Below are 13806 nucleotides of genomic sequence, written 5' to 3' on the forward strand. Positions count from 1 at the left end.
TTGAAGCCCTCTATGCGAGCGCAGCAATACTCTCCTCCACCGCCTGCACCGTGCAGGCCAGGTCGTTCTGTGTGTGCGCCGAGGAAACGAACATGGCTTCGAACTGGCTGGGCGCAAGATACACCCCTCGCAATAACATCTCATTAAAATACTTTGCGTATAATTTTGTGTTGCTTTCCTGAGCGGCGGCAAAGCAGTCCACCGGCTGTTCTGTAAAATACGGACACAACAGCGAACCGATCTGGTTGACCTGCAGAGCCACGCCATGCCTTTTCGCGCTCTCGCGCAGGTGGTTGGCGATATACCGTGCCCCGGTCTCCATCACCGTGTACACCTCGGGATGGTCGGCCAATATCGTAAGCTGCGCCAGCCCCGCCGCCATCGCGACAGGATTGCCGGACAGCGTACCCGCCTGATACACCGGCCCGCAGGGCGCGACCTGCTCCATCAGCGCGCGGCTGCCCGCGTATGCGCCGACCGGCATGCCGCCGCCGATAATCTTGCCGAACGTAACCAAGTCGGCGCGCACGCCAAAATATTCCTGCGCGCCGCCCGCCGCCAGTCGGAAGCCGGTGATGACCTCGTCAAAAATGAGCAGGCTGCCGTGCTTGTCGCACAGGCGGCGCAGTCCCTGCAAAAAGCCGTCCTTCGGCGGGACGACGCCCATATTCGCCGCGACCGGCTCGACAATCACCGCCGCGACCTGATTCGGGTTGGCATCCAGCAGGCGCTCGACCGAGGCAAGGTCGTTGTACTGCGCCATCAGCGTATCCTGCGCCGCGCCGCGCGTGACTCCCCTGGAATCCGGCTCGCCCTGCGTGAGCGCGCCGCTGCCCGCGCCGACCAGCATCGCGTCTGAATGGCCGTGGTAGCAGCCCTCAAACTTGATCAGCTTGTCCCGTCCAGTCGCGCCGCGCGCCAGACGCACCGCGCTCATCACCGCCTCGGTGCCGCTGTTGACCATGCGCACCATCTCGATGTGCGGCACCATCCCAATCATCTTTTCGGCCATCTCTACCTCGAGGGCGGTCGGCGCGCCGAAGGACAGTCCGCACACCATGCGGTCGTACACCGCTTTCAAAATATCCGGATGGCTGTGGCCGAGCACCATCGGCCCCCAGGAGCCGACATAGTCAATATATTCCAGCCCGTCCTCGTCCAGCACGTGACTGCCCAGGCCCTTGACGATAAAGCGCGGCCTGCCGCCCACCGCGCGGAACGCGCGCACAGGCGAGTTGACCCCGCCGGGCAGCACCTTTTGCGCGCGTTCAAACCATTCCTCCGATCTGGTCATCAGCCGATATCCCCTTTCCGGATCGCGTCCGCCAGCTCGGGCGCATAGTAGGTGATCAGGATGTCCGCGCCCGCGCGGTAGATGCACACCGCGCTCTCGCACATCACGCCGTATTCGTCGATCAGGTCGGCCTTTGCCGCCGCTTTTATCATCGCGTATTCGCCGGACACCTGATACGCCGCAACCGGCAGGTCGAACCGCTGCCTGCACCGGTACATCAGGTCGAGATAAGGCATGGCGGGCTTGATCATCAGGATATCCGCGCCCTCGGCCGCATCGAGCGCGCATTCGCGCATGGCCTCGCGGCCGTTGTGCGGGTCCATCTGGTAGGAGCGCCGGTCGCCGAACGCAGGCGCGGAGCCTGCCGCCTCCCGAAACGGCCCGTAAAAGGACGACGCGTATTTGGCGGCATAGGACATGATGGGTACATGGATAAAGCCGTTCTCATCCAGCGCCCTGCGGATGGCCGCGACGCGGCCGTCCATCATGTCGCTCGGCGCGACCATGTCCGCGCCCGCGCGCACATGGCTGACCGCTGTTTTCGCCAATACCTCGAGCGTTTTGTCATTGTCCACGTCATGACCGCACAGGATGCCGCAATGCCCGTGCGAGGTATACTCGCACATGCACACGTCGGTGACGATATACATTTCAGGGGCGAGCGCCTTGATTTTGCGAATGCCCTGCTGGACCACGCCGTTTTCATCCCACGCGGACGAGCCGCGCTCATCCTTATGCGCGGGCAGGCCGAACAGGATGACGCGGGACACGCCGTGCGCGTGCGCCCGCTCGACCATGCGCCCAAGCTGGTCGGGCGAATAGTGGTACTGGCCGGGCAGGGATGGGATCTCCTCATAAACGCCCTCCCCTTCGATCACGAACACCGGCCAGATCAGGCTTTCGGGGGAAATGCGCGTTTCGCGCACCAGCCGGCGCAGGTTATCCGACGCGCGCAGGCGGCGAGGGCGGATGGTTTGGTCAAACATATTCTTATACTCCCTCCAATAAACAGGCGATCATATCCTCTATCGTCGCGTTTGCCGCGACTTTTACGTTCATCCCATATCGGCGGGCGGCCTGTGCGGTCTGCCCGCCGATGCACAGCGCGGTAAAGCCGGCGCAGCCCGCCGCACCCACCGCCTGCACGAAGCCCTCGACCGTGGACGCGCTGGTAAAGGTCACAACGTCCGCCGCGCCCTGTTCCAGCAGGGCGCGTATGGCATCCGCCTTCTCACAGCGGTACACGGTGTCGTACAGCGGCACGTCGGTCACGCGCACGCCCGCGGCGGCGAGCTTTTCGGGCAGCAGACGCCCGCCCTGCGCCGCGCGTAGCAGCAGCGCCGCGCCGCCCTGCGGCATCGCACTGATCAACGCGTCCGCGAGATGCGCCCCGTCGTACTGCCTGGGGAGGAGGTCAGCGGTCAGACCACAGTCCGCGAGCGCGTCCGCCGTGCCGCGGCCGATAGCGGCCAGCTTCATCCCGTACAGCGCGCGCAGGTCGCGTCCGAGCGCGCGCAGCGCGTGTACCGCCGCCTGCACGCCCGCCGGACTGGTGAACACCGCCCAGTCGTGGCGCTGGTCGAGCGCATCCGCCAGCGGCCGCGTGTCCGTGCGCTCGACCGTCTCGATGCACGGCGCTTCGGTCACCTCCGCCCCTAGCGCGCGCAGGCGCGCGGCGAGCGTTCCCGCCCGCCCGCGCGGCCGAGTCACGACCACGGTCTTCCCGTGCAGCGGCAGGGACGTGAACCAGTCGAGCGTATCGCTCAGGCCGCACACCCTGCCCACGACGATGAGCGCTGGGCTGCGAAGCCCCGCCGCGCGCACTCGGTCCGCCAAGCCGGCGATCGTCGCCACCACCTTACGCTGGGTGCCGCGCGCGCCATTTTCAATTACGGCGGCGGGCATATCAGGCGCGATGCCGGCGGTCAGCAGGCCATCCGTCACCTGTTCGAGCGCGGACAGTCCCATGAGAAAGACCAGCGTACCGTCCAGCCGCACCAGGCTCGCAAAGTCAATTTTGAGCGCCCTGCCCGCGCGCGCATGCGCGGTGACGATATGCACGGACGAGCAGCAATCGCGGTGCGTGACCGGAATGCCTGCAAACGCGGGCGCGGCGAACGCGCTCGTCACCCCTGGAATCACACGGAACGGCACGCCGTTTTCCCGCAGGTATTCGCACTCCTCGCCGCCGCGGCCGAACAGGTAGCAATCCCCGCCCTTGAGCCGCACAACGGTTTTGCCCTGCCGCGCCAGACATACCAGTATCTCGTTGATCTGATCCTGCGGCACGGGATGCCGCCCGCTCTCCTTGCCCACGTCCACGCGCACGGCGTGCAGCGGGAGCAGGTCGAGCACGCTCCCGTCCACCAGCCGGTCGTATACGACCGCGTCCGCCTGGGCGATCGCTTCCGCGCCCGCAAGCGTGAGCAGCCCACGCCCGCCCGGACCCGCGCCAACCAGCGTTACTGTTCCTGTCATAGCGCTCCCTCCGCCTGTGTCCGAAGCTGCAGGGCGAGAGAGCGGCCGAGCGACGCGGCCTGCTCCCGCCGCCCTGTGACCGCACCGCGCACCACGGTCCGCTCGTCCGCAGTGACATACAGCCCGTGCAGATGGAGATACGCCCCTTCGGCCTCGGCATATGCCGCCACCGGCGCGAAGCATCCCCCGCCGAGCGTGCGGATGAACGCCCGTTCGGCCAGCGCGCAAACGCGCGCGTCCGCGTCGTCCAGCAGGCGCGCCGCGCCCTCCAACTCCCCCGCGCGGCCCTGCACGGCCAGAATACCCTGCCCTGCCGCGGGCAGCAGCTCGTCCGGTGAAAAATACCGCGTGATGCGGTCCTGCAGCCCCAGACGATGCAGCCCCGCCGCAGCAAGCACGAGCGCGCCGTATTCGCCGCTGTCGAGCTTTTGCAGCCGCGTTTGCACGTTGCCGCGCACCGGCCTGACCGCGATCTCTGGAAACAGCGCCGCAAGCTGCACGCGCCGCCGCGCCGATGCACAGCCGATGGGCTTTGTTTTGTCCCACGCGCCGCTCTGCGGCAGCACCAGCGCGTCCCGCGCGTCCGCGCGGCGGGTATACGCGACCAGCGGTAACCCCGCCGGCTGTTCCATCGGCACATCCTTCAGGCTGTGTACCGCCAGGTCGATGCGCCCCTGGGCCAGCGCGCAGTCAAGCTCCTTGACGAACAGCCCCTTGCCGCCCACCTGGTCGAGCGTTTTATCCATGATCCTGTCGCCCGTGGTCTTCATGGTAATCAGCTTGCAGTCCCCAAGCGCACGGCAGACCTCCTCGGCCTGCACGACCGCGAGGCGGCTGTCACGGCTTCCTACTTTAATCATCAAATTCCTCCAATACCGCGCGGATGCGCTTTGCCGCCGCAGCCGTTTTGCCGTGCGCCGAGCCGTCCGACACCACGCCCACGGTCAGCCCGCCGCCCTCGCAGACGGCGGGAAAGAAAAAGGTGGACGCCGCCGCGCAGTCGGCCACGCTGCACGGGATATCCCGTGCAGCGCAGTCCCGCGCGATGCGGCGGTTGACCGTCCGGTCGTCCGTCGCCGCGACTGCCAGAAAAGCCCCCGAAAGATCGCTTTTCTCATAGCCGCGGCAGTGGGTCAGGCCCACGCACGCCCTGTCCTCGGGCGCGACGGTGACGACCCGCGCGCCGAACCGCCTGAGGACGCCGATGCGCCGCGCGGCGATCCTGCCCGCGCCGAACACCACGCAGGTTTTGCCCGCAAGCGATACGAACAGCGGAAAGCGAGGCAGGCTCTCCCTCTGCGCCCGAGCTGGTCCTGCCAGCCCGAGCTTGCCCGCCAGATACGCCTGCATCTCCTCCAGCGTACGGCCGTTTTCCGCGCACGGGCGCGCCACGACCAGCACAGTCACACCGGTTTCGCGCGCGGCAGACAGCTTTTCCGCGAACCCGCCGGACGCGCCGGTATCCTTGGTGACCAGGATGGTCGCGCCGGTCTGCCGCAGCAGGGCGGCGTTCATCTCCCGCGAAAACGGCCCCTGCATGGCGATGATGTGCGCGCCCGCAAAGCCGAGCGCCGCGCATTTTTCCAGCACCGGCACGCTGGGCAGCACGCGCGGATACAGGCGCTCCCGCCAGCCCTCGACCGCAGTGTACGCTTCCAGCTCCTTGCTGCCGGTGGTCAGCAGCACCTTGCCCGGGTGCGCGTTCAGCCAAGCGACCGCCGCCGCCGTATCGGGTACGGCGGCCACGCCCGCCGCGTCCAGCGCGGGGCGGAGCAGGCGCTCATACTGCGCGCCGGTCCTGGCGCACGCCGCACGCAGATTATCGGTCACGGCGGCGGCGTAAGGGTGCGTCGCGTCCACCAGCAGCGTTTCCGCGTCCACCAGCGCCGCGATCCCGTCCGCGTCCAGCCGCCCCTCGTGCACGGCAACGCCGGGCATCGGCTCCATGACCGCCGCGCCGTATTCGGTGGCAACGTATACGTCCGCCACCGCGCCGCGCGCAGACAGGAAACGGCAGAGCGCATGCCCCTCGCTCGTGCCGGAAAAAACGACCAGCCTCATACGCCCCGATACCCCCGCGGTGTGACCATACGGCCGTTCACCACGCGCGTGCGGCTGTTGCCGATGAGCACCGTGGTCAGCATATCGGCCGCGGTGTCCCGCAGCGCGCCCAGCGTGGTCAGCGTATGGCTTTCGCCCACGCGGCCGACGCTGCGCGCCAGCCCGCACACGGTTTCCGGCGGCAGGGTCTCGAGCAGGATATCGCAGGCGCGGCGCAGATGGCTGGTGCGCGTTTTGCTGCCGGGGTTATAAAGCGCGATGCAAAAATCGCCCGCCGCCGCGCCGCGCAGCCGCTTTTCAATGACCTCCCACGGGGTGAGCAGGTCGGAGAGCGACACGCATGCAAAGTCGCCGGTCAGCGGCGCGCCCAGCGCCGCGCCGCCCGCGCAGGCCGCCGTGACGCCGGGGATAATCTCGACCTCGATCGCCGGATCGTCCCCGCACACCTCGAGCAACAGGCCGGCCATCCCATACACGCCCGCGTCTCCGGACGAGACGACCGCGACCGTCCTGCCCGCCCGCGCCGCGTCGCGCGCCGCAGTGCAGCGGTCGACCTCCTTTGTCATGCCGGTCTGGATGCGCTCCTTGCCCTCGATCAACTCCGCAATCAGGTCGAGGTACAGCCCATAGCCCGCCACGCAGTCGCACTTCTCCAGCGCGCGCGCAGCGCGCAGCGTCATCTGCTCCACGCCGCCCGGCCCAATCCCGATACAATACAGCTTCATCTGCCGCTCCCCTTTCTGATATGCGCTAGGCACGCCCGCATGGCTTCGGCGTCCACCTTATCCTTCATACCGCCCAGCATCAGGTCGACGGTCTTGTTCACCGCCAGCTCGGCCAAGCCGTCCATATCTCCGTCCGCGTACAGGGCGCCGTAGGCGTGGTCGAAGCGCAGGCGGTCGAGCGCGGTATCCTTGACCGCGGCAATCAGGGGCAGCGCCTGCCGGTAGGCATGCCACTCGTAAAACGCCCGCTCCTCTTCCTCCAGGATACGCGCGGCAGCAGCACGTGCCGCCGCGTTATGGTCTCCCAAGTCGCCCAAATCATCCAGATTGAGCAGCGTCACGCGCCCGTCCTGTCCCACCGCCTGCTCGATATCGCGCGGCATGGCCAAGTCGAGCAGCAGGCGCGGCGGCTGAGCCATCGCCGCCACCTGCACGGCGGTCAGGGTGAAATGCGGGCTTGCCGTTGCGCTCACTGCGAGGTCCGTGCCCTCGAGCGCCTCGCACCGCGCGTCATACGGCCAGGTGTCGCAACCCGCGGGGACGACGGTTTCGCCGTGGCGGTAGCTGCGCAGCGTCACCGTCACCGCGCAGCCGCGCGCACGCAGCGCGGCCGCGGCCAGCCGGCCGATCTCCCCATTGCCGATCACGACCGCGCGCCGGCCCGCGAGCGAGCCGAAAAAACCTTCCGCGCACCGCGCGCCGGCCTCTGCCGCGGACACGGGTACGCCGGTGAGCCGTGTCTCCGCGCGCACACGCTTGCCCGCCGTGACAGCGTGCCGGAACAGGGTGTCCAGCACGCTGTCCGCGGTTCGCGCTTCGCGCGCGAGCGCCGCCGCATCCCGCACCTGGGAGATAATCTGATCGTCGCCGAAGATCTGGCTTTCCAGCCCCGCCGCGACCGAAAACAGGTGGCGCGCCGCATCCCGTCCCGTGCGGGAAACGCTCAGCGGACGGTACGCCGCCGCGTCAAAGCCCGCCGCGCGCGCCAGCACCGCCAGCGGGTCGGGCGGGGTGCCGGCCGCCCCGTGCAGGTACAGCTCGGTGCGGTTGCAGGTCGCGAGCAGCACGCAGCCCGCTACGCCCTCCGCCGCCGCGATGCATGGCAAAAGCGCCTGCACCCGACCGCGTACAAACGACACCCTCTCCCGTTTTTCGATCGGCGCATGAACAAAGTCAATGCCCGCCATCCTCAGCTCCACAACAGCAGTCCTCCCCATCTCGTCTTATCCGTCAAACCGCGCGCGCCACGACCGCTCCGCAAGCGCCACAGCCACGCCGTCCCGCGCGGTCTTGCGGCACAGCAGTCGTCCGCCGCCTGTCGCGCACACCGCCGCCCGCTCGCACACGTTATCCACACCCACGGCCTGCTCGACAAAGGCGGACGGGGTAAAGTCCCCCGTCGTCCGCCGCAGCTTTTCTGCGGAAAAGAACGCAAGCGACAGGCCGTTCTGTACGCCGAACAGCAGCAGTCCCGGCTCGTCCCGTTTCACGTCGATGCTCGCCGCGCCGCATACCGCGCCGCGCGGCACGCCCGCCGCGCCCAGCGCCGCCCGCACCGCCGCCTCGATCCGTTCCACGGGCGTCCCCCGCCGGCAGCCGATGCCGATATGCACAAGGCGCGGTACCAAGTGCAGGGTATGCGCGAACGGCGCGGCCTTTGTGTCGTAGCTGATCGCGAAGCCGCTCTCCGCGTCGGCCTGCAGGCTGATGTGCGCGGGCAGCCGCCCGTCCACCGGAAAATCCGACCGCACGCCCACCGTCTCGCCGCGCAGCAGCGCGCCGGACACATATTTAATTTGCTGCGGGTCCACCACCACACAGCCGTGCGCCCTGGCCCAGGTATCCACCGCGAACACCTCGCGCCCGTCGGTCGCGGTGGTGATGACCGCCTGCGCGCCAAGGCCGTCCGCCAGGCGCTCTGCTATCGCGTTCGCACCGCCGAGGTGGCCGGACAGGAGCGGGATGACGAACCTTCCCGCCTCGTCGATCACGATGACCGCCGGATCGTACGCTTTTCCCATCAGATACGGCGCGACCGCGCGCACCGCGATGCCCGCCGCGCCCACGAATACAATCAGGTCGCAGTCCACCATCGCCTGCTGCGCAAAGCGCGCAAGGCTCGTGCCGGACAGCGAAAGGTCTACCGTGCGGGCATACCGCTCGCAGCGGAAATCCGGCAGGAACGCCGCGCACCGCGCCGCGGTCTGCGCCCCGGCGGCGGTAAAGGACACCAGCTTCGCGTGCTTCATCGGCTCGCCTCGCGGAAGCCGGTGGCGAACGACGGATCGTACAGCCGAGAGCGATCGTACTCCTCCCCCAGAAAGCCGCCGACCGTGATGAGCGCGGTTTTGGTGATGCCCGCGCGCGCGCCGGCCTCGGCCAGCCCCGCCACCGTGGTGTGGACGATCCTCTCATCCGGCCAGGTCGCCTTGTAGACGATCGCCGCCGGCGTGTCGGGCGCGTAGCCGCCCGCGAGCAGCCGCTGGGACAGCTTTTCGAGCTGCCCCGCCGATAGGAAAACCACCATGGTCGCGCCATGCGCGGCAAGGGCTTCGATCCGCTCGCTTTCCGGCACGGGCGTGCGCCCTTCCATGCGGGTCAGGATAACCGTCTGGCTGACGTTCGGCAGGGTGTACTCGGCGCGGAGCGCCGCCGCCGCGCCGCAGAACGAGGATACGCCTGGGCAGACTTCATAGTCCAGCCCCAGGCGGTCGAGCGCGTCCATCTGCTCGCGGTGCGCGCCGTACACGCACGGGTCGCCCGTGTGCAGACGCACGACGGTCTGGCCCGCCCGCGCCGCGGGCGCCATCACCGCGATTACCTCCTCGAGCGTCATCCTCGCGCTGTCGTACACCGCGCAGCCCCGCTTTTTATAGTCCAGCAGCGCGGGGTTGACCAGCGAGCCGGCATAAACGATGACATCCGCCTCGCCCAGCAGGCGCGCGCCGCGCACGGTGATCAGGTCGGGCGCGCCCGCGCCCGCGCCGACAAAATAGATCATGCCTTATCCTCCTTGACCAGAATAATGGAAAAATATCCGGTCGGGTCGTCCAGCGTATCCAGCTCGGACACGATGCGTTCGCCTTTCATGCCGCACCGCTCAACGAGCGCGGCGTTCTGTAGCACGCCGCGCTCGGCCAGCCTGTCGCGCACCTCGAGTATAGCCTTTCCCGCCTTCATCAGCACTTTGCCGCCCGGCAGGTCGAGCGCCGCGTCCAACGCGCCGTGCGACGCGGGAATGATGTGCAGCATCTCGTCGTCCTCGCACAGCGCGCGGCCGAGCGCGGCCGCCGCCGCACAGAACGAGGGGACGCCGGGTACCATTTCCACCGCGTACCCCCGCGCGGCGACGCGCCGGTGGACATACCAGCAGGTTGAGTACACAGACGGGTCGCCCAAGGTGAGGAACGCAACCGTTTTTCCCTCATCCAGCAAAGCGCAGATGGTGTCCGCGGCACGATCATGGCTGGCGTCCCGAGCCGCGCGGTCGCGCGTCATCGGCATATCGCAGTGAAGCACCGGCTTGTCCCCGATATACTCTGCCGCGATCGCCAGCGCGGCCTGCTCGCCCGCACCCGCCTGCGGCACAGCCACCACGTCGCTTTCCTGAATCACGCGCACCGCTTTGACAGTCAGCAGTTCGGGGTTCCCCGGCCCCACACCCACGCCGTACAGCTTTCCTTTGCTCATACATCCTCCCTCAGCTTCCCGCACAGGCGCCGCGCGTCCGGCGATTCCGCCAGCACGCCGTACTGTCCTGTAAACATGATAAACGCCCCATGCGCCCGCTGTTTCAGCCGACGCGCGAGCCGTTCCTCCATCGCTTTTCCAATGCGGGCGAGCACCGGCTCTCGCAGGCCGGCCTTGTCCAGCGCCGCAACGCACGCATCCACCGAGACCGCCTCCATCAGCGCCGCGAGCGTATCCTGTCCCGCCCCGCACAGCGCCGCGTGCGCGGTGAAGATCTCCTGCCGCCCGTCCGCGACCGAGGAGTGGGTGTTCATCCCTCCGGCCGCCAGCTTGACCAGCTTTCCCGCATGGCCGACCAGCAGGATATCCGGATAGCCGCGGTAAACCGCGTGGTCGAGCGCCTCCCCGATAAAATTTGAGCATTTGACCGCGCGCCCCAGCTCCAGGCCCAACGTGTCCCGCGCGAAATCCGCGCCGTAGTTTCCCGGACACAGGAACGCGATGCGCTGTCCCTGCGCGTACAGGCTGTCCAGCTCAAGCCGGATGGTATCGACCAGCGCCTTTTCGCTCATGGGTTCCACGATGCCACTCGTACCCAGAATGGAGATGCCACCCACCACGCCCAGATGCCTGTTGTAGGTCTGTTCTGCTAGCGCCGCGCCGTTTTCTGCAGAAAGGATAACCGAAAAGCCGCCCGCATAACCCGCTTCCCGCGCAGCTCGGGCGACCGCCGCCGCGATCTGCGCGCGCGGCCCCGGGTTGATCGCCGCCTCGCCTACCGGCACGGAAAGGCCGGGCTTTGTCACCCGTCCCACGCCCGCGCCGCCGTCAATCGTGACGCCGCCAGCCGCGCGGCGCACCGCCGCTGAAATACGCACGCCATTGGTAACGTCAGGGTCGTCGCCCGCGTCCTTGCGCACCGTGCAGACCGCCGCGCCACCTTCCAGATGCGGCCCCTCTACCGGCAGGGAAAACAACACTCCCCCCGGCGTTTCCAGCCGGATCACAGCGGGCGCCCGCCCTGTCAGCAGCAGCAGCGCAGCCGCCTGCGCGGCCGCCGCTGCGCAGGAGCCGGTCGTCCAGCCGCGCCGCAACGCCTGCCCACCGCTGTACGCTATGGTATTTCCCCGCACAGACGGCCCTCCTTTCCGCAAAGCATCCTTGATGAAAGGTAAGAAAAGCAGAGCGGTCCATTTCTCCCGCTCTGCTCTCCTTTTATTTTTCTTTTTCCTGTCCGCGCGCGGTCTCCTGCTTCTTCCGCTCCACGAACCGGCCAAGGAAAAAGGCGATCACACCCACGCCTATGCCGGTTTGCACGCAGAACAGCAGGCTTTCCAGCTCGCCCGGCAGTTCACCACCGAGCAACTGCTCAAACACCGGTGTGAACCACGGCTCATAATCCTCGCCCGTGATCTCCGCCACCTTGATACTCCCCGCGTCATCCGAGCCGCCGAACTCCGCGCCGCGCAGCGCGAACACGGGACCGGCAACCAGCACCACACACAGCAGGAGCAGGACAATCAGCAACGATTTGTTTTTTCTGGTCATTCCTTATCCCTCCTCAAAGCCGACGGCACACAGTTCTGGACGCGCATAGGATTCCAGCATAATCATGACGGCCACGGTCAGCACACCCTCCAGGATGGCGAGCGGAAGCTGCGTCGGCGCAAAAACCCCCAGAAACTCCACCGCCGAGCCTGAAACGCCACCCACGACAGACGGGTACGCCACCGCGAGCTGCAGGCTGGTCACGCAGTAGGTGAGCAGGTCACCCAGTGCTGCCGCCAGAAAAACCGATACCATTTTATTAACTCTCAGCTTCTGACACAGCTTGTATATGCCGAACGAAACAAACGGCCCCGCGACCGCCATGGAAAAGGTATTCGCCCCCAGCGTCGTCAAGCCGCCGTGCGCCAGCAGAATGGCCTGAAACAGCAGCACGATCACGCCAAGAATGGACACCGCGCTTGGGCCGAACAGGATCGCGCCCAGACCAGTACCCGTCATATGCGAGCAGGAGCCGGTGACCGACGGGATCTTCAGCGACGAGATCACAAAAATAAACGCCCCCGCCATTGCGATCAGCGTGACCGAGCGCCGGTCGCGCACGACCGCCCGCTGGAGGGAAAAGTACCCTGCCAGCAGGAAGGGCAGCGCGGCCACGCCCCAGAGAACGCACATCGCCGGCGGCAGAAAACCCTCCATGATATGCATGGCGCCCGCGGTGGGCAGAACGCAGCCGAGCAATGCCGCGCATGCCGTGATACGAACCAGCTTTCGTTGTTTACCTGTCATTTTATTTTCTCCTTTCCTGACCGGCCCCGTTGGGGCCGCCGTAAAAAACACCGCATCCAAATGCTTCCCACGCATCGGACCGGCATCGAACGCCCACTTCCCCCTTGGTAAAAGCAGGCTTTCCGCACACCGGCTATCACTCGTAACCGCTATGCGCTTCCATCCAAAAGGGCAGGTATTCTGGCTTGGGCGTCATCATCCGTTCCGCCGGCCTTCCCGGGATGACCCAGTGGCTCTCGTCTGGCGGCGGACTCTGCCCTTACAGCGGCGGGACCGCAGAGGAATCACACCTCTTTCCCTATTATCCTGCCGGAGAAATGGCAGGCACCTTTTTGTATCCGTACCGCGATCCGGCCGGAAGAAGCTGGTTGTATTATAGCATAGCCGCGCGCGCTGTTCAAGGCCGCGCCGGCGGCTTTGCTATTTTTCTCTACCGAGCAGAGCCTCCAGCCCATCCGGCGTTTTGGGGCAGGCGGCACCCGCCGGCACAAAGCCGCGCGCCGCCAGTCGGTCGAACACATCCAGCAGCAGCGGGGGGCGCAGATGCGTGCGCGCCATCAGGCGCGTATCCCGAAACACCGTCTCCGGTGCGCCCGCCGCCAAAACGCGGCCCGCACAGAACACTGCGATCCGGTCCGCCCAGCGGTAGGCGAAATCCATATCATGTGTGGAAATGACCAGCGTTCTGCCGTCCGCATGCAGGCGGTCCAGCACAGCCTCCAACCGCTCCTCTCCCGCCGGATCGAGCGACGCACCCGGCTCGTCGAACAGCAGGATGTCATTTTCCATCGCCAGGATGTCCGCGATCGTCACGCGTTTTTTCTCCCCTCCAGACAGCTCGTGTGGCGGACGGGCGCGGAACGGCTGCAGCTCCATGTAGTCGAGCGCGTGCTCCACGCGGCAGGCAACCTCCGCCTCCGGCAGCCGCAGGTTCATCGGGCCGAACGAAACCTCGGCCGCAACGGTGGACGCAATGATCTGGTCGTCCGCGTTCTGAAACACAATGCCCGCCCGTCGACACAGCCGCCCGCGCTCCTTTTTCCCGATCAGTTCCCCATCCAGCAGCATCGTGCCGCGGTCGGGCGCCAGCACGCCGTTCAGACACAGGAAAAACGTTGACTTTCCCGCTCCGTTGGCCCCCAAAACCGCCAGCCGCTCCCCCGCGTACAGGTCGAGCGAAGCGCCATCGAGCGCGTTCTTTTTCCCGTCGTAGGAAAAATACAGGTCCTTTGCCCGAAAAACGATTTCCCGCATCGCGGCTCC

Annotated in this window: 14 protein-coding genes and 1 riboswitch; all 14 genes read right to left on the bottom strand. The window is 66.9% G+C overall.

What is annotated here, in order from left to right:
• Nucleotides 1-10: 10 nt before the first annotated feature.
• On the bottom strand, nucleotides 11-1294 hold the full coding sequence (gene hemL, locus RX717_RS13660; protein ID WP_107631601.1) for a glutamate-1-semialdehyde 2,1-aminomutase: 1284 nt from the start codon (nucleotides 1292-1294) through the stop codon (nucleotides 11-13).
• Nucleotides 1294-2280: a porphobilinogen synthase gene (gene hemB / locus RX717_RS13665; RefSeq protein WP_054326992.1), complete on the bottom strand. Its 987-nt coding sequence runs from the start codon at nucleotides 2278-2280 to the stop codon at nucleotides 1294-1296. The genes hemL and hemB overlap by 1 nt, the downstream gene beginning before the upstream one ends.
• A gap of 4 nt (nucleotides 2281-2284) precedes the next feature.
• Nucleotides 2285-3772, bottom strand: coding sequence for a uroporphyrinogen-III C-methyltransferase (gene cobA, locus RX717_RS13670; protein WP_054326993.1), 1488 nt, complete (start codon nucleotides 3770-3772; stop codon nucleotides 2285-2287).
• On the bottom strand, nucleotides 3769-4632 hold the full coding sequence (gene hemC / locus RX717_RS13675; protein WP_107631600.1) for a hydroxymethylbilane synthase: 864 nt from the start codon (nucleotides 4630-4632) through the stop codon (nucleotides 3769-3771). The genes cobA and hemC overlap by 4 nt, the downstream gene beginning before the upstream one ends.
• Nucleotides 4625-5833 (bottom strand): precorrin-6A reductase, encoded by a 1209-nt coding sequence (cobK, locus tag RX717_RS13680; RefSeq protein WP_107631599.1) that lies wholly within the window; start codon nucleotides 5831-5833, stop codon nucleotides 4625-4627. The genes hemC and cobK overlap by 8 nt, the downstream gene beginning before the upstream one ends.
• Nucleotides 5830-6558, bottom strand: coding sequence for a precorrin-3B C(17)-methyltransferase (cobJ, locus tag RX717_RS13685; RefSeq protein ID WP_054326996.1), 729 nt, complete (start codon nucleotides 6556-6558; stop codon nucleotides 5830-5832). Before cobJ ends, cobK begins: the two co-directional genes overlap by 4 nt.
• The gene (gene hemA / locus RX717_RS13690; RefSeq protein WP_054326997.1) at nucleotides 6555-7757 is read right to left on the bottom strand and encodes a glutamyl-tRNA reductase; all 1203 of its coding nucleotides are present in this window, start codon (nucleotides 7755-7757) and stop codon (nucleotides 6555-6557) included. The genes cobJ and hemA overlap by 4 nt, the downstream gene beginning before the upstream one ends.
• Before the next feature lie 24 nt (nucleotides 7758-7781).
• The gene (locus RX717_RS13695) at nucleotides 7782-8807 is read right to left on the bottom strand and encodes a cobalt-precorrin 5A hydrolase (protein ID WP_107631598.1); all 1026 of its coding nucleotides are present in this window, start codon (nucleotides 8805-8807) and stop codon (nucleotides 7782-7784) included.
• Nucleotides 8804-9559 carry a precorrin-4 C(11)-methyltransferase gene (gene cobM / locus RX717_RS13700; RefSeq protein WP_054326999.1) on the bottom strand — a complete coding sequence of 252 codons (756 nt, stop codon included), beginning with the start codon at nucleotides 9557-9559 and terminating at the stop codon, nucleotides 8804-8806. The genes RX717_RS13695 and cobM overlap by 4 nt, the downstream gene beginning before the upstream one ends.
• Nucleotides 9556-10248: a precorrin-2 C(20)-methyltransferase gene (cobI, locus tag RX717_RS13705; RefSeq protein WP_054327000.1), complete on the bottom strand. Its 693-nt coding sequence runs from the start codon at nucleotides 10246-10248 to the stop codon at nucleotides 9556-9558. Before cobI ends, cobM begins: the two co-directional genes overlap by 4 nt.
• Nucleotides 10245-11381 carry a cobalt-precorrin-5B (C(1))-methyltransferase CbiD gene (gene cbiD / locus RX717_RS13710; RefSeq protein WP_242977907.1) on the bottom strand — a complete coding sequence of 379 codons (1137 nt, stop codon included), beginning with the start codon at nucleotides 11379-11381 and terminating at the stop codon, nucleotides 10245-10247. The genes cobI and cbiD overlap by 4 nt, the downstream gene beginning before the upstream one ends.
• Nucleotides 11382-11463: 82 nt before the next feature.
• A complete protein-coding gene (locus RX717_RS13715) occupies nucleotides 11464-11796 on the bottom strand; it encodes an energy-coupling factor ABC transporter substrate-binding protein (RefSeq protein ID WP_107631597.1) in 333 nt (110 codons plus the stop codon).
• Between the two features lie 3 nt (nucleotides 11797-11799).
• Nucleotides 11800-12543, bottom strand: coding sequence for an energy-coupling factor ABC transporter permease (locus RX717_RS13720; protein ID WP_054327003.1), 744 nt, complete (start codon nucleotides 12541-12543; stop codon nucleotides 11800-11802).
• Nucleotides 12544-12696: 153 nt separating this feature from the next.
• Nucleotides 12697-12890: riboswitch (cobalamin riboswitch) on the bottom strand.
• A gap of 73 nt (nucleotides 12891-12963) precedes the next feature.
• A complete protein-coding gene (locus RX717_RS13725; RefSeq protein ID WP_107631596.1) occupies nucleotides 12964-13797 on the bottom strand; it encodes an energy-coupling factor ABC transporter ATP-binding protein in 834 nt (277 codons plus the stop codon).
• Between the last annotated feature and the right edge of the window lie 9 nt (nucleotides 13798-13806).

It is taken from the genome of Intestinibacillus sp. NTUH-41-i26 (assembly GCF_032769475.1).
Lineage (GTDB): Bacteria > Bacillota > Clostridia > Oscillospirales > Butyricicoccaceae > Agathobaculum > Agathobaculum ammoniilyticum.